The 23,690-nt window shown below is 68.9% G+C and carries 21 protein-coding genes and 1 CRISPR repeat array; of the genes, 11 read left to right on the forward strand and 10 right to left on the reverse strand.

Annotated features, from left to right (window positions below; genetic code table 11):
* Positions 1-19: 19 nt before the first annotated feature.
* The gene (gene cas6, locus EPL03_RS02620; RefSeq protein ID WP_135827780.1) at positions 20-853 is read right to left on the reverse strand and encodes a CRISPR-associated endoribonuclease Cas6; all 834 of its coding nucleotides are present in this window, start codon (positions 851-853) and stop codon (positions 20-22) included.
* Positions 854-1,137: 284 nt separating this feature from the next.
* A CRISPR array of direct repeats spans positions 1,138-2,350; the repeat unit is 30 nt; unit sequence GTTCCAGATGTACCCTCGTGGGGTTGAAGC.
* A gap of 173 nt (positions 2,351-2,523) precedes the next feature.
* On the opposite strand from cas6, the gene EPL03_RS02625 reads away from it, so the two are divergent.
* Both EPL03_RS02625 and EPL03_RS02630 read left to right on the forward strand, forming a co-directional pair.
* On the forward strand, positions 2,524-3,525 hold the full coding sequence (locus tag EPL03_RS02625) for a DUF7093 family protein (RefSeq protein ID WP_135827781.1): 1,002 nt from the start codon (positions 2,524-2,526) through the stop codon (positions 3,523-3,525).
* A 96-nt stretch (positions 3,526-3,621) separates the two neighbouring features.
* Positions 3,622-4,017 carry a DUF5611 family protein gene (locus tag EPL03_RS02630; RefSeq protein ID WP_135827782.1) on the forward strand — a complete coding sequence of 132 codons (396 nt, stop codon included), beginning with the start codon at positions 3,622-3,624 and terminating at the stop codon, positions 4,015-4,017.
* Positions 4,018-4,082: 65 nt separating this feature from the next.
* On the opposite strand, the gene EPL03_RS02635 is transcribed toward EPL03_RS02630, so the two are convergent.
* The gene (locus tag EPL03_RS02635; RefSeq protein ID WP_135827783.1) at positions 4,083-4,445 is read right to left on the reverse strand and encodes a NifU family protein; all 363 of its coding nucleotides are present in this window, start codon (positions 4,443-4,445) and stop codon (positions 4,083-4,085) included.
* Between the two features lie 97 nt (positions 4,446-4,542).
* On the opposite strand from EPL03_RS02635, the gene EPL03_RS02640 reads away from it, so the two are divergent.
* From EPL03_RS02640 to EPL03_RS02650, 3 genes are all read left to right on the forward strand, one after another.
* A complete protein-coding gene (locus EPL03_RS02640; RefSeq protein WP_135827784.1) occupies positions 4,543-4,992 on the forward strand; it encodes a universal stress protein in 450 nt (149 codons plus the stop codon).
* A 108-nt stretch (positions 4,993-5,100) separates the two neighbouring features.
* A complete protein-coding gene (locus EPL03_RS02645) occupies positions 5,101-6,078 on the forward strand; it encodes an ROK family protein (protein ID WP_135827785.1) in 978 nt (325 codons plus the stop codon).
* Between the two features lie 629 nt (positions 6,079-6,707).
* Positions 6,708-8,189 carry an LVIVD repeat-containing protein gene (locus EPL03_RS02650; RefSeq protein ID WP_135827786.1) on the forward strand — a complete coding sequence of 494 codons (1,482 nt, stop codon included), beginning with the start codon at positions 6,708-6,710 and terminating at the stop codon, positions 8,187-8,189.
* 560 nt (positions 8,190-8,749) lie between these two features.
* On the opposite strand, the gene EPL03_RS02655 is transcribed toward EPL03_RS02650, so the two are convergent.
* Positions 8,750-9,049, reverse strand: coding sequence for a DUF6432 family protein (locus EPL03_RS02655; RefSeq protein ID WP_135827787.1), 300 nt, complete (start codon positions 9,047-9,049; stop codon positions 8,750-8,752).
* 130 nt (positions 9,050-9,179) lie between these two features.
* On the opposite strand from EPL03_RS02655, the gene EPL03_RS02660 reads away from it, so the two are divergent.
* The gene (locus EPL03_RS02660; RefSeq protein WP_135827788.1) at positions 9,180-9,704 is read left to right on the forward strand and encodes an RNA-binding protein; all 525 of its coding nucleotides are present in this window, start codon (positions 9,180-9,182) and stop codon (positions 9,702-9,704) included.
* Here the strand turns inward: EPL03_RS02660 and EPL03_RS02665 are convergent.
* The 4 genes from EPL03_RS02665 to EPL03_RS02680 all read right to left on the reverse strand — a co-directional run bounded on the left by EPL03_RS02665 (position 9,686) and on the right by EPL03_RS02680 (position 13,308).
* The gene (locus tag EPL03_RS02665) at positions 9,686-10,261 is read right to left on the reverse strand and encodes a hypothetical protein (protein ID WP_135827789.1); all 576 of its coding nucleotides are present in this window, start codon (positions 10,259-10,261) and stop codon (positions 9,686-9,688) included. The genes EPL03_RS02660 and EPL03_RS02665 overlap by 19 nt on opposite strands.
* Positions 10,262-10,268: 7 nt before the next feature.
* The gene (locus EPL03_RS02670; protein ID WP_135827790.1) at positions 10,269-11,024 is read right to left on the reverse strand and encodes a DUF1028 domain-containing protein; all 756 of its coding nucleotides are present in this window, start codon (positions 11,022-11,024) and stop codon (positions 10,269-10,271) included.
* 72 nt (positions 11,025-11,096) lie between these two features.
* Positions 11,097-12,671 (reverse strand): S8 family peptidase, encoded by a 1,575-nt coding sequence (locus EPL03_RS02675; protein ID WP_135827791.1) that lies wholly within the window; start codon positions 12,669-12,671, stop codon positions 11,097-11,099.
* Positions 12,672-12,858: 187 nt separating this feature from the next.
* Entirely contained in the window at positions 12,859-13,308 is a 450-nt protein-coding gene (locus EPL03_RS02680) for a hypothetical protein (RefSeq protein ID WP_135827792.1), read from the reverse strand.
* Between the two features lie 176 nt (positions 13,309-13,484).
* On the opposite strand from EPL03_RS02680, the gene EPL03_RS02685 reads away from it, so the two are divergent.
* Positions 13,485-13,841, forward strand: coding sequence for a cell division protein SepF (locus EPL03_RS02685; RefSeq protein WP_135827793.1), 357 nt, complete (start codon positions 13,485-13,487; stop codon positions 13,839-13,841).
* Positions 13,842-13,859: 18 nt separating this feature from the next.
* Here EPL03_RS02685 and EPL03_RS02690 read toward each other — a convergent pair whose 3' ends face one another.
* On the reverse strand, positions 13,860-15,293 hold the full coding sequence (locus EPL03_RS02690; protein ID WP_135827794.1) for a ribonuclease FAU-1 family protein: 1,434 nt from the start codon (positions 15,291-15,293) through the stop codon (positions 13,860-13,862).
* 249 nt (positions 15,294-15,542) lie between these two features.
* On the opposite strand from EPL03_RS02690, the gene EPL03_RS02695 reads away from it, so the two are divergent.
* Complete coding sequence (locus tag EPL03_RS02695; protein WP_135827795.1) at positions 15,543-16,361, forward strand: DUF7847 domain-containing protein; 819 nt, start codon at positions 15,543-15,545, stop codon at positions 16,359-16,361.
* 50 nt (positions 16,362-16,411) lie between these two features.
* Complete coding sequence (gene ygfZ / locus EPL03_RS02700; RefSeq protein WP_135827796.1) at positions 16,412-17,533, forward strand: CAF17-like 4Fe-4S cluster assembly/insertion protein YgfZ; 1,122 nt, start codon at positions 16,412-16,414, stop codon at positions 17,531-17,533.
* Between the two features lie 28 nt (positions 17,534-17,561).
* Here the strand turns inward: ygfZ and EPL03_RS02705 are convergent, their stop codons facing one another.
* Together EPL03_RS02705 and EPL03_RS02710 are read right to left on the reverse strand one after the other, a co-directional pair.
* Positions 17,562-18,575, reverse strand: a complete 1,014-nt coding sequence (locus EPL03_RS02705; RefSeq protein ID WP_135827797.1) for an AI-2E family transporter — start codon at positions 18,573-18,575, stop codon at positions 17,562-17,564.
* Between the two features lie 47 nt (positions 18,576-18,622).
* Positions 18,623-19,555, reverse strand: coding sequence for a hypothetical protein (locus EPL03_RS02710; protein ID WP_135827798.1), 933 nt, complete (start codon positions 19,553-19,555; stop codon positions 18,623-18,625).
* A gap of 144 nt (positions 19,556-19,699) precedes the next feature.
* Here EPL03_RS02710 and uvrA point away from each other — a divergent pair, with 144 nt between their 5' ends.
* Together uvrA and EPL03_RS02720 are read left to right on the forward strand one after the other, a co-directional pair.
* Positions 19,700-22,657, forward strand: coding sequence for an excinuclease ABC subunit UvrA (gene uvrA / locus EPL03_RS02715; RefSeq protein WP_135827799.1), 2,958 nt, complete (start codon positions 19,700-19,702; stop codon positions 22,655-22,657).
* 229 nt (positions 22,658-22,886) lie between these two features.
* Positions 22,887-23,441, forward strand: coding sequence for a DUF7344 domain-containing protein (locus EPL03_RS02720; RefSeq protein WP_135827800.1), 555 nt, complete (start codon positions 22,887-22,889; stop codon positions 23,439-23,441).
* The last annotated feature ends 249 nt before the right edge of the window (positions 23,442-23,690 follow it).

The following is a 23,690-nucleotide window of genomic DNA, read 5'->3' on the forward strand; positions in this document are numbered from 1 at the left end:
AGCCGGGACGTGCGCGACATCAACGACCCCCGTCCGTGGCTGCCTCGTCGGTCGTCGCCTTCGACGATGCGCCCGGCGGCCGTTTCGATCCCTTCTGGACGTTCAGGAACCCAAGTCCGAGCGCGTTGCGTTCCCCGATTCCGGCGTCGAGCGCGAGGTTGAGGTGGCGTCGGTGGTGGTCGTCGCGAACTCGATAGCCGAACCGCCACTTGCTCAGTACGTAGGTCATCTCGACGCCTTGGGTCACCTCGACCGGGACGGCGAACGTCTTGAGGAGATCGTATTCGTCGAAGAGGTCGCCCTCGCGATCGCTCGGGCCAGGCAGGTGGTCGTCACAGAACAGGTCGTGTTTCTGGTCGAGATTGTTCTCGAGCTGGGTCTTGAACGGCCGCAACGAGTGTTCGGGTTGCCAGAACGTCGCCTCGTCGCCCTCATCGTCGATGCCGTACTCGTCGGCCTTCCACGGCGGGATGCGAACGAGGACGCCGGTGCCGGTTTCGAGCGTGCCGCGCGTTCCCGGCTCACCCACGTCGGGGGCGACTGTCGTCACCTCCTCGACGCGGAACGGCATCTCGCCGACGTTGAACTCCCGGTCGGTGACGAGTCCGTCGGCGACCGACGCGAGTAGGTCCCGGTCGGTCGACGCGACGAGGACCGAGCGCTCGTCGTCCTCTTCGATGTCGCCCCACGGGAAGACGTTCGAGAACGAGAATCCGATGGGTCGCTCGGCGTCGTGGAGTTCGTCGTGTTTCGTGCCCCGAAGCCCCTTCCAGAGCCGCCCCCGAAGCTTGTGGTGGTAATCGTTTTGGTATGCCGCGTCCGCCCGAGCGCGTAGGCGTATCAGGAGGCGCACCGCACGCACCTCCGCGTATATCCAATTAATTCAACCATTGGATGCACCTCACGCTGTTAGCGGAAAGAATATGAATGTTTCGCACGTCCAAGAGGTCGGGGCATCTCACGAGCGTTCGACTACAGCAGCCGTCGAGTCGTGTCATGGTATCCGATACATTACTCCGTTACCCTGTATTCTCAATCTCCGTCGACCCCCTGGGGGTTTGGGGTGAATTGGCTGTCGACGGAAACACTTGTGTGGGTTCGGCCACGAGCACCGCTACAGCCGGGAAATCCGGCATGGTTCCAGATGTACCCTCGTGGGGTTGAAGCTGGTTCCGCGTGTGGACGTCACCCCACGACGGCCCGGTTCCAGATGTACCCTCGTGGGGTTGAAGCGAGTCCGGCTGGGGGCCGTGGAGGACGGTCCGCGAGCGTTCCAGATGTACCCTCGTGGGGTTGAAGCGTCTCACGGTCGACCTTCGTTCGGAACCGAAGGGTTCCAGATGTACCCTCGTGGGGTTGAAGCTTTTGCATCAAATCGTTCCGTCGGTTCCGAGAATGCGTTCCAGATGTACCCTCGTGGGGTTGAAGCGGACATCAAGTGGACTGAAGACGAGAACGGCACCCAGTTCCAGATGTACCCTCGTGGGGTTGAAGCGGCATCCAAGACCCTGATGGCGATTTCACCCAAGGGTTCCAGATGTACCCTCGTGGGGTTGAAGCCTCGAGGACGTCGACGTCGCGACCGACGGCGGCTCGTTCCAGATTTACCCTCGTGGGGTTGAAGCTCGCTCACCGAGACCGCGACCGGCATCGTCGGCCCGGTTCCAGATGTACCCTCGTGGGGTTGAAGCGACGACCGAGGCCTCGCCGTCGCCCTCTGCGGCGTGTTCCAGATGTACCCTCGTGGGGTTGAAGCGAATTCGAACCGGACCCCGACTGGTGGGACGAGGACGTTCCAGATGTACCCTCGTGGGGTTGAAGCATCGGGGACGAGGCTTGGCGGGCCGACGCCGAACACGTTCCAGATGTACCCTCGTGGGGTTGAAGCCTCCGGACGGACGAAGCGACCGGCCAGCAGCACCTCGTTCCAGATGTACCCTCGTGGGGTTGAAGCGTGAACGCGGTGATGCGTGGGGACGGCAACCCGGTGGTTCCAGATGTACCCTCGTGGGGTTGAAGCTGGTCTAACGATGACTGAAACGGTCAGCACGCTGGTTCCAGATGTACCCTCGTGGGGTTGAAGCACACCCAGTACTGGAGGGGGTCATCGTACTCCGCGGTTCCAGATGTACCTTCGTGGGGTTGAAGCGGCGGGATGCAAGGACAGGGCGCTCACGCGGCCATGGTTCCAGATGTACCCTCGTGGGGTTGAAGCACCGGCTTCTTGTTCGCGTCGGACTGGGCGAGACCGGCGTTCCAGATATACCCTCGTGGGGTTGAAGCGAGCTGCGAGGAGTACAACAGCCCCGACTACGACGTTGTTCCAGATGTACCCTCGTGGGGTTGAAGCGTCCACGACCCGTGGATTCCCAGCGAGTCCACTCGTTCCTCCCTCGCTTCGCTCGGTTGAGCAGTCGCGGACTCGCTCCGGAGCGCGGCGGCTTGCGCCCCCGTAACTCCGTCAGACGCCCGTCGTACGGCGAAACACAGGCTTTACCACCCGCGACCGCAAGGGAACGCACGATGAGTCTCAGGTGCTCGCTCCTCGGCCACAGTTACGGGGAGGCAGAAATCGAACGCGAACGCGAGGAGCAGGGAAGCGAGGTGGTCGTCACCGTCCGGGAGTTCGAGGAGTGTGCGCGGTGTGGCGACCAGAACGTCCTCAGCGAGAACAAGGAGGTCACCGCCATCGAGTCGCCCGCACCCGACCTCGAATCGGCGGAGTCCGACCCGGACGTGGGCCGGAGTGAGGCCGCCGGCGACGCCACCGGGGCCGCCGGCCGGGCCGGCGTGAGCGGCTCGACCGACCCCGAGGTCTCCGCCGCGGACGACGGGGCCGAGATCATGACGGACGACGGCGGCTCGGGCGGGACCGCCGGCGCGAGCGCGGCGGCCGATACGGGCGCGTCGGCCGACGCCGGCGCGACGGCCGACGCCGGTGCGAGTGGTGGGTCCGCCTCGACCGCGTCCGGCTCGGGAGCGTCGACCGCCCCGGCCGGGACCGACCCCGACGCGGGGCCGTCCGCGGCCGACGACGACGGCGTGATTCTGGACGACGAGGAGTCGAGCGTCGACGACGACCGCCAGCCCGGCGAGTGGCCCGAGGCCGAGACGACCCATCCGGCCGAGGCCGACGAGGGCGGGCACGCCGACTGGCCCGACGTCGGCCGGGAGGACGAGGGGTTCGACGCCGAGCCCGGCGGCGGGAGCGCGGACGTGGAGTTCGGCGGCGGACTCACCCCCGAGTCGGCGGGCGGGGTCAAGGACGCCGACGAGGTGGAGTTCGTCAACGCCGACGGCGACACGCTGGAGGCCCGCGACGCGGATGCGAGTCGGTCCGACCTCTCGTCGGGCATCTCGGCCGGCGCGGACGCACCCAGCCTCTCGGGGCCGGCCGACGACCCCGACGTCGACGCCGAGTTCGTCTGCCCGGAATGTGACTACCGCGAACCGGTCTCCGGGTCGTCGCTGCGCGCGGGCGACATCTGTCCCGAGTGTGCCCGGGGATACCTCGCCACGGAGTGACGCCGCGTTCGTCCACGTGAGCCTCGAAATCGCCGGATACAAGAGTGGACGCGACGCGAAAAGGGTTTACCACACCCTGTCCAAAGCCCGAGTAGCATGAAAGAGTACAAGATGCGACGCGGTGAGCATCTCGACGACCGCATCCCGGACATGAAGGCCACGGTCGAGGAGTACTTCGGCGAGATCACCGGCACCGAAGAGCACGACGGGCACGAACTCTACGTGGTCGGGGACCCCGACAACCCCGTCTTCGACAAGATTCTGGCCGGAGCGGCCGAGTACAGCGGTAAGAAGGACAAACTCGCGGTCCACTTCGAGGAGCGGCCCGCCGAGGACGTCATCGCCGAGGGCCACGCCGACGCCGCCGCCGACGCGGTCGACAAGAAGAACGACTTCCTGCTCGAAGCCACCGGCCGGGACGCCAAGGCCCGCCGGGACTCGATGAAGCGGCAGGTCGAGGACGACGCCGACAAGCCCGACGGCGTCTCGTAGTCCGCCCCGTCTTTTCTCCTCTCGAACGACCCGCCCGCGGAGCCGCCCGGCCGCCGGAACGGTCCTCAGAAGAAGTCGCCGCTGGGCGAGCCCTCGCCCCGGCCGCCCCGGCCGCCCTCGTTGCGGTCGATGCCCATCACGCTCTCGGGCTGGTCTATGTCCCAGTCGCCGGTGCCGTCGTCGGCGACCCGGACGGTCACGTCCTCGACGGCGTCGAAGTCGGCCGCGAGGTCGAGCTTGATGTTCTGGGCGGTTCGGGGACTGATGGCACACCCCGAGCACGCGCCACCCAGCTCCACGACGACCTCGCCGGTCTCGGGGTCGGCCGTCCGGACCGCGCTCTCGCCCCCGTGCATGCTGATGATGGGCATCTGCCCGGTCAGCCATCGCTCGACGCGGGCCTTCAGGGAGTCGTCGTCCTCGGTCATGGGTCGAGGCTACGGACCGCGCCGGTGTAGGACTTTGGGTTCCCGAACCGGCGGTCGGTGCCCAAGACATTACTACCGAGACCGTGGAGATTCCCGCATGGCACTCGACACCATCCTGCTCGCGGTCGGTCCCGGCGACGCCGACCGCACCGAGCGGCTGGCCGACGCGGTGGTCGACGTCGCGAAACCGGCGGGCGCGAGCGTGGTGCTGGCCCACGTCTTCACCGACGAGGAGTACGACGAGGTGCTCGACCACCTCGACTCGGACCCGACGGGCGAGACGACCCCCGACGAGGTGGCGGGTCGCCATGCCACGATTCGGGAACTCGCGCGAGCGTTCGACGAGGCCGGCGTCGCCTACGCCGTGCGGGGACGGGTCGGTTCCCACGGCGACAGCATCGTGGCGCTGGCCGAGGACGTCGGGGCCGACCGCGTGGTGGTGGGCGGGCGCAAGCGCTCGCCCACGGGGAAGGCGGTGTTCGGCAGCACGGCCCAGACGGTCATGCTCAACGCGCCCTGCCCGGTGACGTTCGTCCGGTCGGCGTGAAGCCGGACCGGGTCCTCGGGGCGGCCGCCCCGCGTGCCACCGAATAACGTACTCGCCGCCGAGTAAATGCCCGTAGTTAAGTGCGACCGGCCCGTCCTACCGGCCTGAATGGCGTACTACGCGGGCGTCGATCTGGGTGCGACGAACGTCAGGGCCGCCGTCGCCGACGACGAGGGGGACGTGGTGAGCGTCCACCGGCGGGACACGCCCGGCGGGCCGACCGGCATCGCGGTGACCGAGGCCGTCCTGGAGTGTCTTCGTCGGGCCTGCGCGACCGCCGAGGTGGCCCCCGACCGGCTTCGGGCGGTCGGCATCGGCTCCATCGGCCCGCTCGACCTCGCGGCGGGCGCGGTCGAGAACCCGGCCAACCTGCCCGACGCCGTCGACCGCATCCCGCTGACGGGGCCGGTGGGCGAACTCGTCGACAGCGACCGGGTGTACCTCCACAACGACACGGTGGCGGGCGTCATCGGCCAGCGGTTCTACAGCGACCGCAACCCCGACGACATGGTGTATCTGACCATCTCGTCGGGCATCGGCGCTGGCGTCTGCGTCGACGGACAGGTGCTGTCGGGGTGGGACGGCAACGCGGGCGAGGTGGGCCACATGGTCGTCGACCCGCAGGGCAGGCGGACGTGTGGCTGTGGCCGCGACGGCCACTGGGAGGCGTACTGTTCGGGCGAGAACGTTCCCGAGTACGCCCGCCTGCTCGCGGAAGACGTCGCCGACTCCGACACCGACCTGCCGCTGGATTCGCCGGCGTTCTCGGCGGTCGACGTGTTCGAGGCGGCCGGCGACGACGCCTTCGCCGACCACGTGGTCGACCAACTGGCCCACTGGAACGCGCTGGGCGTCGCCAACGTCGCGCAGGCGTACGCCCCGCTGGTCGTCTACGTCGGCGGCGCGGTCGCGCTCAACAACGAGGCGCTGGTGGTCGACCCCATCCGCGAGCGCATCGACGAGCTGGTGTTCAACAACGTCCCCGACGTGCAACTCACGACGCTGGGCGACGACGTGGTGTTGAAGGGAGCCATCGCGAGCGCGCTCACGGGCGGGACGGGCGACCGAAACCGCTCGTCGAGTTGATTCGCTTCGGAACGCGGTCCTCGCGACTCCGGTGGTTCTTCGGAGCGTTCGCGTGGACTTGTCTTCGCCGAGGATCGCGCTACTTCCATCCGCATTCGCCGCGTTCGCCTGGACTCGTCTTCGCCGGGTTCGCGCCACTCCCATCCGCAATTCGGCGTGCGCTGGCGCGGTCCTCGTGACCGCGCCAAAACGCGCGAGGGAGGCGAGCGCGTTCAGGCGCTCGCCGAGGCTGGGGAGGCGTGAGGCTCGCGGTTGCGGTTGCGGGTCTCATATGTCGAGGCAGTAGCTAGCTCCTTCGCATGGTCCCCCTCCGTTTCAGAACGAACAAAGCTAGCTTCTGCCTCCACCGATGAGTCGCCGCAGCCTCACACCTCCCCAGCCTCCTCGCTCACGTCCGTTCGCTCGTCCCTCGCGCGCGTTACTCGCGCGCGCCGGAGTTGACACGAGGCCGCGACGATGCGACTTGCGAGGACGCGATTTACGAGGCCGCGACTTGCGACTTGCGACGATGCGACTTGCGACGATGCGATTTACGAGGACGCGAAGCGCGAGACGGACGAGCGAACCGACGACTCGACACGGCCCACCGACGCCGACCCTTTATCCCGCTCTGGGCCGTGGCTCCGTCCATGCAGCGCCGCGAGTTTCTTCGGGGGGTAGCGGGGTCGGCCGCGCTGGGGGCGGTCGTCGGGAGTCCGGTCGCGTCGACGAGCGCCACGGCCCATCCCGGGCCGTACCGACCGTTCGGGAACGTCGCCGTCGAGCAGGCCAAGGAGGCCGTCGTCGGCCCGGACGGCGAGTACGTCTACGTGGCGGCCACAGACGGCTTCGCAGTGGTGGACGTGCGCGGACACTGGAATCCGCGAGTCGCGTTCGAGACGCGCGACCTGCTGGTCGACCGCGAGAACGGGCCCCTGCCGATGATTCAGGACGTGAAAGTCGACGGCGACCGGCTGCTGGTCGCCGGGCCGGCAAACCCCATCGGGGGCGACGCGTTGCAGGGGGTGCTGGTCTACGACGTGAGCGACCCCGAGAACCCCGAGCGGGTCGCGTTCCACGAGACCGACCACTCCATCCACAACTGCCACCTGCTGGACGGCGTGGCCTACCTCTCGGCCAACCACGGCGGGCGCAACGCCCTCGTGACGGTCGACGTCGGCGGTGACGACCCGACCGAACTCGGCCGCTGGTCGCTGGCCGACCGCGACGAGCGGTGGGCCGAGATTCCCACGGGGCTGTGGACCGTCCACGACGTCTGGGTGCGCGGAAATCGGGCGTACCTCGCCCACTGGGACGCGGGCGTCGTCGTCCTCGACGTGAGCGACCCCGCCAGCCCGTCGTTCGTCTCCAGATTCGCGGGGCGGTCGCTCGACGACCTCGCCGACGTCCCGCCCGAGGCGTCCCGGGCCCAGTCGCTCGCGCTCCCGGGCAACGTCCACTACGCGATGACCGACGACGCGGGCGACCTGCTCGCGCTCAACCGCGAGGCGTGGGCGGTCGACGGCGAGGGCGGCCCCGGCGGCGTGGCGCTGTGGGACGTCGCCGACGAGACCAGTCCCGAGCGACTCTCGACCGTCGCCCCGCCGCCGACGCCCGACGCCAGCCAGAGCGGGACGTGGACCACCTCGCACAACCTCGATCTCGTGGACGGCCGGCTGTTCACCTCGTGGTATCAGGGCGGCGTGAAGGTCCACGACGTGAGCGACCCCGCGAGCCCCGAGCAGATGGCGTGGTGGCGCGACCCCGACGAGACGGCGTTCTGGACCGCCACGCGCGCCACCGAGCAGTTCTTCGTCGCCACCAGCATCGGCGACTACCTCGGCGGCGTCGAGGGCGAGGCCGGCCTCTACACCTTCCCGATAGAGCGCGACGAGCAGAAGGACCCGCCGTCGCTGACCACGACCGCGACCGATGGGTCGGCTACTACCTCCGGCACCGCCACCGGGGACGGCGCAACCGCCCCGTCGACCACCGAGCGCGCCGCGCTCGACGCCGAGACGACCACGGGGTCGTCTGGCGCGGACGCGACGGGAAACGCGTCGGGATTCGGCGTCGCCACCGGCGTCGCGGCGCTGGTCGGGGCAGGCGCGTGGACGGCGTTCCGGGACTGAGCGACGCCGTGGATTCGCGGTTGGGACGGTCGTTGGGCTCGGCTCTCGGCGGGAGGGAGTTCCCGGCGCGCTGGTGCGAGTATCGACTGGGGGTATGCAACTCGACCGTCTACTCGGCGTACGCTAACTCGGCCCTCGACTCCCGGCGTGCGCTGGCGCGACCGCTTGCGGGTCGCGCCCAAGCGCGCGAGGGAGGGGCGCGCTCGTGCGCCCCGAGGCTGGGGAGGGGTGAGGTCCGCCGTTGCGGTCGCAGTGCGGTTACTCATCGGTCGAGGCAGAAGCTAGCTTAGTCCCGGCTCGACCCGCGAGTGACGGTGAGGCAAAGCTAGCTAGCTACTGCCGAGACGAACGAGAACCGCAACTACGGCCGTGGCCGCCACTATCCTTGAGCCAATGAGAATCCCGCCGCCCACGACCGCATCCGCAACGCCGTCCGCACCCGCAACGCCGTCCGCATCCGCAACGCCGTCCGCATCCGCAACGCCGTCCGCACCCGCAGCCGCGCCGCACCCACAACCACCTATCCCTGGACCTCACCCGAAACCCGAATCACACCGGCCTCACAGCGGCAGCCGGTCGATGACGCGGTCCACGAACGACTGGTCGTCCCCGTTCCGCTCGTTGGGGTCCGGGACCACGCGCTCGTCGGGCGTGATGAGGGTGCGCTGGTCGCCCGAGGTGGCGTCGATGAGGTCGTCGTCCTTGAGGTTGCCCAGCGCGGTTTCGAGGTCGTCGATGCTGGCGTCGACCTCCGACCGGAGCTCGAACACCGTCATTCCGTCGTCGTTCCGGTCGACGAGCGCGTCGAGTACCGCGACCTCCACCTCCTCGCGGTCCCGGTACTCCCGCTTTGCCTTCATACTCGGTCGTACGTTCGGCGGGGTTTTACCTTTATCTGAAAGTCGGCTCGCGGTCGTCCGGACCGGCTCGCCGCGGGGTCGACCGGAACCAAGCGGAAGCCTTACGCCCCGAAGCGACGCACGTCCGGGTATGGAAGTCAACTCCCGCCACCACCTCCGGAGCGACGAGGTGCGCGACGTGGAGGACCGACTGGCCGACCGCCTCGGCGTCGAGGTCGACGCCGACGCGTACGAACTCGTGGAGCTCGACGACTCGGCGTTCGACCTCGTGCTGGTCGACGGCGAGCCGAGCGTCCTCTACGTCGAGCGCGAGGCGAACGCCGCGGAGTCGAGCGGTGACGAACCGCGGGACTGCGAGCCGTTCCTGACCGTTCGCGGGGCCAACGACTACCCGCCCGAGCGCCGCGTGGTCACGGTCGACGCGGGCGCGGTGTCGTTCGTCAGCGACGGCGCGGACGTGATGCGGCCCGGCATCGTCGAGGCCGACGCCGACATCGAGGCGGGCGACCTCGTGGCCGTCGCCGAGGAGTCCCACGGCAAGGTGCTGGCGGTCGGGCGCGCGATGACCGACGGCGACGACATGGTGGGCGAGTCGGGGAAGGTCGTCGAGTCGGTCCACCACGTCGGCGACGACCTCTACGAGTTCGACGTGTAGTCGGCGGCGGTCCACCACCCCAGCGCTGCCACGCCCGCCCCGAGCAACAGCCCCGGCCCGACCGGGACCACCGCCTCGTCCGGGACCGCGCCGCCGACCGCGAGCGCGAGCGATGCCGGGACGCCCACGGGGAGCGCGCTCGCAAGTAGGGCCGCCCCGACCCGTGGCTCGACGCCGTCGACCAGCAACCCGTCACCCGCGACCGTCGCGCCGACCAGCACGAGAATCGACGCCCACACCGAGAGCGTCCAGCCCGCGAGGCGTCCGGCGAGGACGTAGGCCAGCGACCCCGCCAGTCCGGCGAGCAGTCCCGCCGCGAGAAGGGCGACCCCCGCAGTCGCCAGTCGACCCCACGCGCGGCCCGTCCGCGCGCGGTAGCCCGCCACGCCCGCCAGCGCCAGCCCGAACGCGGCGGGCGTGAGCAGGTCCAGCGTCCCGTAGCCGAGCACGGTCACGCCGCCGCCCGACGCGAACCAGAACAGCGGGAGCGCCGCCCACGCGACGCCGCCCGCGACGCCGGCGAGGCCCGCGAGGCGCACGGGAATCGACGAGCCCATCGTGTCCCTACTCGGCGTCTCCGTCCGCCGGTTCGGCCTCGGCGGCGTCCGGTTCGGCCTCGGCGGCGTCCGTCCCGTCGTCGTCCGCCGTCTCGGAGCGCTCGACCGCCATCTCGAACCCCTCGCGTGCGAGTTCGTACGTCTCGCGCAGGTCCGCCACCGGCGTCTCGGTCGCGTCGACCCGGAGGTCGTCGTAGTAGGGCTCCAGCTCGCGGTCCTCCGTGGTCTCGACCAGCAGGGCCGCGCTCTGGACGTGGAGGTCCTCGCGCTTGTCGCCGCCCTCGGCGTGGCCGGCTTCGAGCGCGTCTATCAGTCGCTCGGCGAGCGGCGCGTCGCCGCCCCGGTTCTCGCTGTAGGCCTCGGCCGTGGCGTCGACGACCGACTCTCCGGTCAGCAGGTTCCCGGCCACGGTGTACCCCTCGCGCTCGACGTGGCCGTACCAGTCGTTGCACTCCTCGCCCGAGAACGCGAACGTGCCCTCGGCGTCGACGCCGTGGAGCTGGCGCTGTGGGCTCCCATCGTCGGCGTTCAGCAGGGATTGGAGGGCGTCCCCGACCGCGAGGCCGTCGTCCAGATACGCGATTCCCTTCCGGCCGAGTTCGACGTTGACCAGACTCTGCGTGGCGACGGCCCCGTTCTCGCTCGCGAACGGACACAGCGTGCCGACGGCCGGCAGGCGAGTCGTCACCGCCACGCCGTACCTGTGCTGGTCGTCGCCCTCGCCGTCCTCGTACTCCTCGCGGACGCAGATGCTGAAGGTCACGGCTCAGCTGACGACGGGGCGGGCCAAAAAACGACGCGTCGCGGCAGGGCGGAACGGCGAGCGCAGGCGTCCTTACTGGATTTCGACCGCGAAGTCGTTGACCTCGCCGTACGCGCCCGTGGCGTCGGCGGCGTCGAAGCCGTTCCAGCCGAGTCGCACCCGGAGCAGGGTCTCGCCGGTCGCGGCGTTGCTCGGCACCGGGACGGTCGCGGTGTACGTCGCGGTGTCGTCGTCCACGTCGGACATGATTCGGGTCTCGCTCGCGGTCGACCAGTCCTCGTTCCGGTCCCAGTCGACGTAGACGTTCCCGTAGTGGCCGCCGAACCCGCCGTCGGAGTAGTCGAGCGAGACGGTGAACGAGCCGCCCGGACTCACCGTGAGCGGGCCCGAGCAGGTGAAGTCCTCGTAGGCGTTGCTGGCCGAACTCTCCGAGACCTGCCCGTCGAGGTCCACGTTGTCGATGTTCTCGGCACCGCTCAGGCCGGTCCCGGCCGGCCACAGGGTAGCGTCGAGACAGCCGCCACCGCCGCCGCTGCTGTTGACCGCGGCTTCCACGTCGAGCAGGCCGTTGCCCGACTCGTTGCTCCCGAGGCCGACGTTCTCGGCGGTGTTCTGGAGCGTGGTCCGGGCCTGCGTGTTGGTCTGGCCGTCGGCCATGAGCAGCCCGGCCGCGCCCGAGACGTGCGGGGCCGCCATCGACGTGCCCGAGAGGGTCCGGTAGCCGCCGTTCTGATACGTCGAGTAGACGTTACCGCCGGGCGCGGCGAGTTCGACCTGCGGGCCGGTCGACGAGAAGCTCGACAGCGTGTCGTCGTCGTTGGTGGAACTCACCGCGATGGCGTCGCCGTAGGCCGCCGGATAGCCCACGCAGTTCGAACACGGGCCGGAGTTGCCCGCCGAGGAGACGACCAGCACGCCGTTGCTGTAGGCGTAACTGACCGCGCTCTGGATGGTCGACGAGCCCGAACTCCCGCCGAGGCTGAGGCTGGCGACGTCGTATCCCTGATCGGCGACCCACTGGATGCCGGCCGCCACGTCCGAGAACGACCCGCTCCCGTTGCTGTCCAGCACCTTGGCGGCGTGGAGTGTGGCCTCGGGGGCGACGCCGACCACGCCCTCGGTGTTGTCGACCGCGCCCGCGATGCCGGCGCAGTGAGTGCCGTGACCGTTGTCGTCGTCCCACGACCCGGTACCGGTGAAGTCCTTGCCGGTCCCGACGTTGGCTTGCAGGTCGGGGTGGTCGGCGTCGATGCCCGTGTCGATGATGGCGATTTCGGCACCGTCGCCGGTGTAGCCGTCGGCGTTCGCCACGTCGGCGTCGACCCGGTCGACGCCCCACGTGAGGTCTTGCGCGTGCGCGTGGACCGTCCCGTTCTCCTCGACGAAGCGAACGTTGTCCTCCTGGTCGAGGCTGCTCGCGGCGGCCGGCGACGCTCGGATGGTCATCACGTCGAGGTTTCCGAGGTCCCGGACCACGTCGTCGGCCGCGCTGCGAACGGCCCGCCGAGCGCGCTCGCCGCGGAACCCGACGTTGATCTCCAGGGGCCCGCGCGCGCTGGCGAGACCCGTGACGCCGGTGGCCGCGACCGAACCGCCGGCCAGTTTCAGCACGTTACGCCTCGAAACCGGGTTATTTTCGTCTGTCATGCAAAAGAATGTAATACTACGTGCCATTTAGTTTTTTCCATAAAAATATTGTTGAAATTATCGGGGTCCGTCGCGGTGGTCGCGCCGGCTCGGGCGTCCCCGGTTGGCCGCCGATTCGGACGCGGCGAGGCCGCGGGCCGAATGAGCCCGAGGCGGGCGGTACCGACCGGCGCTGGCGTTCGCCGGCTCAGACGTCGAACGTCTGGACGTACCCTTCGGTCTTGCCCCAGTCGTTGCTCGCGGCGGCGCGGAACTCGTAGGTCCCGCCGTCGAGGCTGTTCGACGCGGTGTCCGAGTAGAACGTCAGCCCGCTCCTGGTCAGGGGCGGCGTGTCGTACGGGAGTCCGTCGCCTTCCGGGCCCCACTCGAACCAGACGTCGGCCGAATCGTCGCCGCCGACCGAGTCGAGGCGGCCGTTGAGCGTGGCGGAGCTACCGCTCACGTCGGCGAACCGCGTCGAAACGCTCGGCAGGCTCCCGCCACCGCCGCCACCGCCGCCGTCGTCGCCGTCGTCCCCGCATTCGGGGCAGGGCTCGTTCGCGGCCGCAGTTCCGACCAGCGAGACGCCGCCGAGGGCGGCCAGCGCCGAGCCGGACAGTTCGAGCACGCTCCGTCTGTCGTGGCGTTCCTCCGTCATACGTCCACAATCAACATAGGCTGCCACAAATATATTGTTGATAAATATCCTCTAAAATCTAGAATTTAGTCGATAGAAAGTGATAAATACGGCTCCGCGGGTCGCAACGCGAACAGAACGGCCGCTTGCGCCCGTCTGACGTAAGAACTATACCCCTCCGCTGGGCCCATGTCCGTATGGGACTCATGAGTGCGATCCTCGGGGACCGGGACGCGACCACCGCCGAGGACTACGTCGAACTCAACCTCGACGACTTCGACACCGCGTCGAGCGAGGCCGCGATGGAGGTACACATCGCCGAGATACAGGGCCAGCAGGACGTCATCGCCATCAAGGACGCGGTGTACGACGGCGATCTCGTGGTCGCGGACATCACTCGACTCCGGACCGAGGACACCACGGTCGACCGCATCACCAACGAACTCCAGCAGGTCGCCCGCGAGGTCGACGGCGACATCGTCCAGAAGGGCGACGACCAGATTCTCGTCGCCCCGACCGGCGTGAAGGTCAGCCGCGAGAAGCTTGGTCGCTGAGCGCGACCACCACGCGGTCTACGCCAGCGCGCGCTCGACGCTCGCCGCGACGCTCCGCGCTTTCTCCGCCAGTGCGTCCGGAACCGCGCCGTCCGCCACGGCCGCGTCGAGTTCGTCGTCGTCGACCCGCTCGACCGTCCCGTCCGGGTACTTCACCACGTCGACGTGGAGGTCGACGTACCGGGCGGCCTCGGGGAACAACTCGACCGGCGTGCAGACGTTGACGTAGGTCCCCTTGCTCTCGCCCTCGGCGCTCCGGTAGGCCGTGGGATACCACCACCGGCCCTCGCGGAACTTGGTGACCGCCGCGTCGCCCGACTCGCGTGGGGTCCCGAGCGCGTCGTACGTGCCCCCGCCCGACAGTTCCCGCCGGACCGTGACCTTCCCCTCCTCGGGTTCGCAGGCGGTCACCTCGCCCCGGCCCAGCGAGAAGCACCGACCGTCGGGCTTGCCGTGGCGGATGGCGAGTCGGTCGCCCTCGCTCGGCCCGAACTGCCGGAGCGCCGCGCCCGTGGGGAACTCGTCGGCGTCGCCGAACCCCGTCCCGAGGTCCTCCACGAAGTCGACCGCCGCGCTGGCCGACTCGTGGGCGGCTTTCACCCGGTGGTGGCCCGGCATCGTGGCCGTGACCGCGCGCCGGTCGGCGTCGAGGCCGAACCGGGACTCGCGGCCGAACCAGACCCACTCGGTCGCGGACGGTGCGAGCAGTCGTCTCGGGACGGACGCCTCGGCGGTGGCGTCCGGGCCCGCCGGCGCGTCCGCGAGGCCGGCGTCGACGGCTTCGGCCCGGTCGAGTGCCCGCGAGAGCGCGTCGTCCATCGCGTCGAGGCCGGCGTCGGCGGCCGCGTACTCCCAGCGGACGCCCCACTCGTCGGGCGGGTCGGTCGGGAGCATCTCGGTGGTCCGGGCGAGTTCGGTCCGGGTCGCCTCGTCGCCCGAAGCCACGACGCCGTCGACGCCCCGCGAGAGGCTGGCGACGCCGCCCAGAACCTGTATCTCGGTGCCGAGTTCGGGCCGCCGGTCGGTCCACGGGGGCGCGGGCTCGTGGACCTGCACCCGCACGCGGTCGCCCTCGTGGATTCGTCGGTCGACGCGCCCGTACGGGAGGTAGCCCTCCCGCTCGCCGAGGTCGAGGACCGCGCCGCCGCCGAGTTCCTCGGTCACGACGCCGTCGAAGACGGCCTCGCGGGGCGCGGGGTCGGTCCATCGGAAGGCGTCGAGGCCCGCGTCCGCGAGGTCGGCCGCGACCGATTCGACGAGTTCGGGGTCCCCGACGACGCCGACGCCCTGCCGGTCGTCGGTGGTCCGGACGCTGGCGTCGTACTCCTCGCCGGCGAACTCGGCGTCGAACCGCCGGCGGATGGGCGGGGAGGCCTGCACGACGTCGAACGCTTCGCGGAGGCGCTCGGTCAGCGCGGTGGCGTAGATGCCCCGGACTCGGACCCCGCTCATGGGTTGTGGCGGGCGAGGCGTGGGTCGGGTCGGTCGCGAACGGGACGATGGCGACCGTCGTCGCGCCGCGGTCGTCGCGTCGCGGTCGTCGGCCGCCCGGCGCGCGTCCGCCGGGCGACGGGTGGAGCGTGCATACGCGAGTGCTGGCGCGGTGGCCCCTTCGGTGTAGCGGTTCGGCGAGCGCGGGGCCAACCGCTCTTCTGTCGCATCACCGAAAACACTTTGATACTTACTGTTCCAGTTACTGGTATGGCTGTCCTGAGTGCCCTCCGACGAACGCCCGGTTCGCTCGCGCGCAACCCGGTCGTGTTCGTCCCGATGTTCGTGTTGCTCGCCCTGCAAGTACCCCAGTACGCCCTCCAGTCGGTGAGTCCGACCCTGAGCATCTTCGTCTCTCTCGGACTCTCGCTGGTGTTTCTGGTCTCCATGCCGTTCTTCCAGGCGGGCATCATCGGCATGGCCGACGAGGCCCTCGACGGTCGGACGTCGCTGAACACGTTCGTCGCCGACGGCAAGTCCAACTACGTCTCGATACTCGTCGCGTACCTGGCGATGCTGGCCATCAACTTCGTCATCGGGACGATAGGCTTCTTCGCGGTCGTCGGGGGCGGCATCTTCTTCCTCGACGGTGGCATGGAGTCCATCCCGACCTCGGTGTTCGCGGTCGTGGCCGTCGTCGTCGCGCTGGTCGCGCTGGGCTACCTCCTGGCCGTCTTCTTCCTCCAGTTCTACGGTCAGGCCATCGTCATCGACGACCTCGGGGCGGTCGAGGGGCTCAAACACAGCGCGGGCGTGGTCCGGCGCAACCTCGCGAGCACGCTGGGCTACACCCTGCTCGTGATGGTGCTGGGCGGCGCGGCCGGCCTCGTCTTCGGACTCGCGTCGGCGGTCGCCTCGACCGGTTCGACGGCGGTCGTCTCGTCGGGTTCGCTGTCGGGCGTGGGAGTCCCCGAACCCTCGCTCGGCATCGTCGTCGCGGGCGCGGCCATCGTGGTCGCCTTCGGGACGGCGCTCGGCGGCGTCTTCGGGGTCTACTCGGTCGCGTTCTACCGCGCCATCGACCGGTAGCCGACCGATTCCCACCCTTTAATCCCGCGCGGCTCCCCATATCCGGACACATGACTGTCATCGAGGACCAGCACGCCGACCTCGGCGCAGAGTGGGCGGAGTTGGGCGGCCGCCGGTTCCCGGCGGCGTACGGCCGGCCCGAGCGCGCTCACCGCGCGGTCCGGAACGTGGTCGGCGTCACGGAGATGCCCTACGGCGTAGTGGTCGTCCGGGGCGACGACCGCGTGGCGTACGTCGACAACGTGGTGTCCAACCGGGTGCCGGCCGACGACGGCGAGGGGGTCTACGCCCTCCTGCTCGACCCGCAGGGCGGCGTCGAACTCGACCTGTACGTCTACAACGCCGGCGAGCAGCTCCTGTTGTTCGTCCCGCCGGGCGAGGCCGCCCCGCTGGCCGACGAGTGGCGCGAGAAGGTGTTCATCCAGGACGTCGAAATCGACGTGGCGACCGACGAGTTCGCGGCGTTCGGCGTCCACGGTCCGAAGGCGACCGAGAAGATAGCCAGCGTACTCAACGGTGCCTCGTCGCCGGAAGAACGCCTCTCGTTCGCTCGCGGGCGGGTGTCCGAGGTCGGCGTCACCGTCGTCCGGACCGACGCGCCGACCGGCGAGGAGGGGTACGAGGTGGTCTGTACCACCGGGACGACGGTGAACGAGACGGGCCACGAGCGAGCGAACGCCGAACTCGTGTTCGACGCGTTGCTCAACCACGGACTGAACGCCGCGCCGTTCGGCAGGCGGACGTGGCACTCGCTCACGCTCGAAGCCGGGACGCCGCTGTTCGAGACGGAACTCGACGGGCGAATCCCGAACGTCGTCGGTCTCCGGAACGCGGTGGACTTCGAGAAGGGCTGTTTCGTCGGCCAGGAGGTCGTCTCCCGCGTCGAGAACCGGGGACAGCCGAGCCGGCGACTCGTCGGCCTCCGGACCGACGCGGTCCCCGAACCGGGCGCGGCCGTCTTCGACGGCGACGAGTCGGTCGGCGAGGTGACCCGCGCGGTCGACAGTCCCTCGCGGGGCGAACCCATCGCGCTCGCCGTGCTGGATTACGGCGTGGCCGACGACGACCCGGTCCTGACGGTTCGCGTCTCGGGCGAGGAGGAACTCGCGTCGCTGGTCGACCTCCCGTTCGTCGAGGGGAGCGATAGGTCGGCCCGACTGCCGGCGTACTGACCCGACGCGCGGCCGCCGCTCGCCGTTCTCACCCGTACTCGCGCGCGACGACCCGAACCAGCGTCCGCGTGAACCCGAGGACGATGGGGCCGACGAAGATGCCCGTGAACCCGAACACGAGGAGCCCGCCGAACATCCCCAGCACCAGCACGGCCGGGTTGAGCCGTGCGCTCCGGCCGCCGACCACCGGCCGGAGGTAGTTGTCGGTCAGATTCACGACGCCGAACCCGTACACCAGCAGGGCCGCCCCGCCGAGGAGTCGGCCGGCGAGCAGGAGGTACGCGCCCGCCGGCAGCCAGATGAACATCGACCCCACGAACGGCAGGACGCCGAACACGACCGCGAGCATCGTCCAGAACAACACGTTCGAGAACCCGAGGACGAACAGCGCGAGTCCCGTCAGCACGGCCTGCACCACCGCGATGACCAGCGTCGTTATCAACACCGCGTAGGTGAGTCGGTCGAGCTCCGCGAGCAGTTCGTCCTGCACGCGCTCGGGCAGCGGCGTCACGTCGCGGACCCACGCCACGGTCGACTCGCCGCCCACGAGCAGGTAGTACAGCGTGAACCCGAATATCGTCGCGCCGAGCGTCAGCTTCGAGACGCCGCCGAGGACCCCAGAGGCCTCGCCCACGACGCGGGTCACGCCCGACTGGACGAGCCCGGCCACCTCTTCGAGCGCCCGGTCGACGTACTCCAGCGGGTCGACCCCGACCGCGTCGACGACCAGTTGCCGGACCGACTCGACCTCCGCGCCGAGGTCGGCCGACCGGACGCTCTCGACGGCGGCCAGCGCCTGCTGGACCACCACCCGGAGCAACAGCGCGAGCGGCAACGCGAACAACACCCCCGCCGCCGCCATCAGGACGGCGGCCGACTTGCGCGGGCCGATTCGGGGCGCGAGCCTGCGCTGAAGCGGAAAGAGCGTGTACGCCAGCAACACCGCGAGCGCGAGGTAAGTGAAGAAGGGCCACACGACCAGCAACGAGGCGTACAGCCCGACCCCCAATAGGGCGAGCGCGAACGCCTTCTCGGCATCCATACCGCGCGTACGACGGCCGCCCGGAAAAAAGCGGGCGCGGAATCCGCTCAATAGACGATGCCGAGCATGCCGTTCGACGAGTCGAAGTCCGAGCCGTTGTACGCGTCCTGATTCTCGGTGCCGTACGAGCCCAGCGACTCCCACGCGTCGAGGAACTCCTGTCGGGAGCCGGCGAACTGCCAGTCGGGGTTCGTGATGTGGCCGTGGTCCCACGGGTCGTGGTGAGCGGCGGAGACGACGCCGTAGTCCTCCTCGTCGGCCGTCGGGACGTCGTAGAGGCGACCGTGCCACTGGGCGGTGATGCCCGTGGACTTCTTGACGTGCTTGTCCTGCTTCTTGGAGACGTAGTCGCTGCCGTCGTAGTAGAGGATGTAGCGGTCGCTCGACGGGACGATGTTACCCCAGTCGCCGTCGTCGACCATCTTCGAGCGCACCCCCTCGGCGTCGAATCCGAGATAGCGACGCCACGCCACGTTGACCGGCGCGGAGCGCTCGCTCACGCTGCCGGACTTGTAGACGTACAGCGGGCCGAAGTAGCTGGGCGAGTGATCGTCGGTTTCGGCGTCGTCCGTCTCGGCGTCGTCGGACGCGTTCAGTTCGGCGTGGATGGACTGCTCGGCGGTCGCGTGCTGGTCGAACGTGCCGAAGACGCCGACGTCGCGGTACTCGACCATGCTGGGACCGTCGGACTCCCGTACCTCCGCGGGCACCCGCTCGGCCGGAAGCGTGACCGGGTCGTACTCGACGGTCGCCTCGCCGAACGCTTTCCGGAGGTCCGGGCTCGTGAACTGCTCGTAGTGGCGGTACTCGTCGCCGTCGCGCTCGAACTGGTGGATGCGCTTGCCGGTCGCCCGGACGGGGCCGTCGCTCTCTCTCGCGGCGGCCGCGCCCGCTGGGACGGCCGCCGCGAGCAGTCCGGCGGCCGCGCCGCGAACGAATCGTCGCCGTCCGATGCCGGTCGAGTCGCCGTCTCGAACCATAGTACTTACCGAACTGTCCCGGGGAACTAAATTCTTTTCCCAGGTAGTTATATTTATTTTATTTATGAATATATCGGTCGCAGTACCGGCGGTTCGGGGTGGAATCGACAGGGTTTCGGCCCCCAGGTTCCTACCGAAACTCGAATGAGCAAGGACTACATCGACGTCCGGGGGGCCGAGGAACACAACCTCAAGGACCTCGACGTCTCCATTCCGCGCGAGTCGTTCAACGTGGTGACGGGGCTGTCGGGGTCGGGGAAGTCCTCGCTCGCGTTCGAGACGGTATACGCCGAGGGCCAGCGCCGCTACATCGAGAGCCTGTCGGCGTACGCCCGCAACTTCCTCGGCCAGATGGACAAGCCGCAGGTCGAGAACGTCGAGGGGCTGTCGCCCGCCATCTCCATCGACCAGAAGAACGCGGCCAACAACCCCCGGTCGACGGTCGGCACGGTGACGGAACTCCACGACTACTTCCGGTTGCTGTACGCCCGCATCGGGACGCCACACTGTCCGGAGTGTGGCCGAGAAGTGGGCGAGCAGAGCGCCCAGAACATGGTCCGGCGCGTCCTCGAACTCCCCGAGGGAACCAAGGCCAAGATAGCGGCCCCGGTGGTCCGCGACCAGAAGGGCGCGTTCGAGGACCTGTTCGACGACCTCGTCTCGGAGGGGTACAGTCGGGTCGAGGTCGACGGCGAGGCGTTCGACCTCGCGCTCGACAGGCCCGACCTCGACGAGAACTACGACCACGACGTCGACGTGATAGTCGACCGCGTCAGCGTCGACCCCGAGGCCCGGAGCCGCATCACCGACAGCGTCGAGACCGCCCTGGCGGAGGCCGACGGCGCGCTGAAGGTCGTCGTCCCCGACCCGCCGGCGGACGCCGCCGAGGACCTCGGCGGGGCCGCGGCGCGCTCGACTGGGGACCTCTCGGAGGGCGACGACGAGGACCGCCTCGTGGTGGAGTTCTCGGAAGACCTCGCCTGCACCCACTGTGGCATCGACTTCCGGGAGATAGAGACCCGGAGCTTCTCGTTCAACAGCCCCCACGGCGCGTGTCCGGAGTGTGAGGGCATCGGCGAGACCAAGGAGGTCGACGAGGACCTCGTGGTCGTCGACCCCTCGAAGCCGCTCAAGCACGTGTTCGAGCCGTGGAGCTACGACCGCACCTACTACCGTCGCCAGCTCGACAACGTGGCCGACCACTTCGGCGTGAGCGTCGACACGCCCTTCGAGGAGTTGCCCGAGCACGTCCGGGAGGCGTTCGTCTGGGGCACCGACGAGGTGGTCCACTTCGAGTGGACGACCAGGAACGGCACCCGGGAGAAAGACGAGCCGTTCGAGGGCGTGATTCCCAACCTCGAACGCCGGCACGTCGAGACCGATTCGGACAGCACCCGCGACCACATCGAGGAGTTCATGGCGGTCACGACCTGCCCCGAGTGCGAGGGCACCCGGCTCAACGACCAGAGCCGGTCGGTGTACGTCGACGGCACCTCGATTACGGCGGTCAACGAGCTGTCCATCGGCGACGCCCTGGACCACTTCGAGGGGCTGGAGGCGCAACTCGACGAGCGCGAGACCACCATCGCCGAGGAGATTCTGAAGGAGATTCGCGCGCGACTCGGCTTCATGGCGGAGGTCGGGCTGGAGTATCTGACCCTCGACCGCGAGGCCTCGACCCTGTCGGGCGGCGAGAGCCAGCGCATCCGACTCGCCACCCAGATCGGTTCGGGACTCGTCGGGGTGCTGTACGTCCTCGACGAGCCCTCCATCGGACTCCACCAGCGGGACAACGACCGGCTGTTGAACACGCTGCAGGAGCTTCGGGACCTCGGCAATACCCTGCTCGTGGTCGAACACGACGAGGAGACGATGCGCCAGGCCGACAACGTCATCGACATGGGTCCCGGCCCCGGCAAGCGCGGCGGCGAGGTCGTCGTCCAGGGCACCACCGAGGAGATAGAGGCCTGCGAGGACTCGCTCACGGGCGACTACCTCGCCGGCCGCAAGGCGATTCCGGTGCCCGACGACCGGCGCGACTCCGAGGAGACGCTGACGGTCGTGGGCGCGCGCCAGCACAATCTGAAGGACCTCGACGTGGAGATTCCGGTCGGGCAGTTCACCGCGATTACCGGGGTGTCCGGCTCCGGCAAGTCGACCCTGATGCACGACGTGCTCTACGAGGGGCTGGCCCGCGAGATGAACGACAACACCAGCGTCGACCCCGGCGACCACGACGCCATCGAGGGCGTCGAGCACGTCGAGAAGGTCCGGCTCATCGACCAGTCGCCCATCGGCCGCACGCCCCGCTCGAACCCCGCGACCTACACCAACGTCTTCGACTACGTCCGGGAGCTGTTCGCCGAGACCAAACTCGCCAAGCAGCGCGGCTACGAGAAGGGCCGGTTCTCGTTCAACGTGAAGGGCGGGCGCTGCGAGGAGTGTGGCGGCCAGGGCACCGTCAAAATCGAGATGAACTTCCTCTCGGACGTGTACGTCCCCTGCGAGGAGTGTGGCGGCGACCGGTACAACGACGAGACGCTGGAGGTCACCTACAAGGGCGCGACCATCGCGGACGTCCTCGACATGTCGGTCGAGGAGGCCTACGACTTCTTCGACCACGACCAGCGCATCGCCCGGCGGCTCGGCCTGCTCAAGGACGTTGGCCTCGACTACATGAAGCTGGGCCAGCCGTCCACGACCCTCTCGGGCGGGGAGGCCCAGCGGGTCAAACTCGCGGAGGAACTCGGCAAGAGAGACACCGGCGACACGCTCTACCTGCTCGACGAGCCGACCACCGGCCTCCACAAGCACGACGAGCGCAAGCTGATAGAGGTGCTCCAGCGACTCACCGACAAGGGCAACACCGTAGTCGTCATCGAGCACGAACTCGACCTCGTGAAAAACGCCGACAACGTCGTCGACCTCGGCCCCGAGGGCGGCGAGGACGGCGGGGAGGTCGTGGCCTCGGGCACGCCGGAGGACGTCGCGCGCGACGAGGACTCGTACACCGGTCGCTACCTCCGGGACATGCTCCCGGACGTCGACCTCGACGGCCCGCGCGCGGACCGCGAGCGGGCCGCGCCCGCGACCGACGACTGACCCGTCCGCTGCCGGCTCCCCGACGAGTCTCCCGTTTTGGCGCTCGGGGCCCGTATCGTCCGACTAACCCCCGGAACTTCCGCGTTACCCACCGTAAACGAGCGGTGTCGGTCGTCGCCGCCGAGCTAAGTACTGGATAACAAAGTACGCATCCGGAGAAATTGTCGTAGCGTGTTCGGACGGGTGGCGGCGGCATCGGCGCAACAAGCGATTGAGCGGCCTGAAGAGCATGAGCTCGGCTGACAACTCACCGGAACAGGAGACGCTGTCGGAGGACCTGATCTTCGACGTCCTCAAGAATCGGCGACGGCGATACACGCTGCATTACCTCAAGCAGCAGGAGCGCCCGGTCGAGCTGAGCGAACTCGCCGAGCAGGTCGCGGCGTGGGAGAACGACACGACGGTCGAGGGGCTGTCGGCCAACGAGCGCAAGTCGGTGTACACCTCCCTCTACCAGACCCACCTCCCGAAGCTCGCGGACGCGGGCATCGTCGACTACAACCAGAACCGCGGGGTGGTGGAACTGTCGGACAACGCCGCCCAGCTTGAGGGCTACCTCCGCCCGCAGGACGACTTTCCGTGGATACGGTACTACGTCGGGCTCGCGGTCGTGAGCGCGGTCCTCGTCGTGGGCGACCTGCTCGGCGTGCCGCCGTTCGACGCCATCCCCGACGAGATATGGGGCGTGCTCATCGTGGCGGCGTTCGCGCTCTCGGCGGCGACCCACTACCTCCGGCGGCGGCGACTCGCCGACCAGGAGGCACCGTCGAACGTGGAGGGGTAGACTCAGTCGGCGAATTTCCGACGCTGGGCTGGGGTCACGAAGTAGCCGTTTTCCCGGCGGTAATTGCGTCTATATCTCGAACTTCAGCTTCCGAAATCCGGCGCGTAAATCCGGCGGGTGCGAGTAACGCGCGAGGGACGAGCGTCGCAGAGAGCGACGACCGAGACGCACAGGAGGCCGGGGGACGGGGGTTGCGGTCGCGGTGCGGTTACTCATTGGCCTCGGTAGTAGCTAGCTACATCGGGATGA

This window comes from Halorussus halobius (assembly GCF_004765805.1).
Lineage (GTDB): Archaea > Halobacteriota > Halobacteria > Halobacteriales > Haladaptataceae > Halorussus > Halorussus halobius.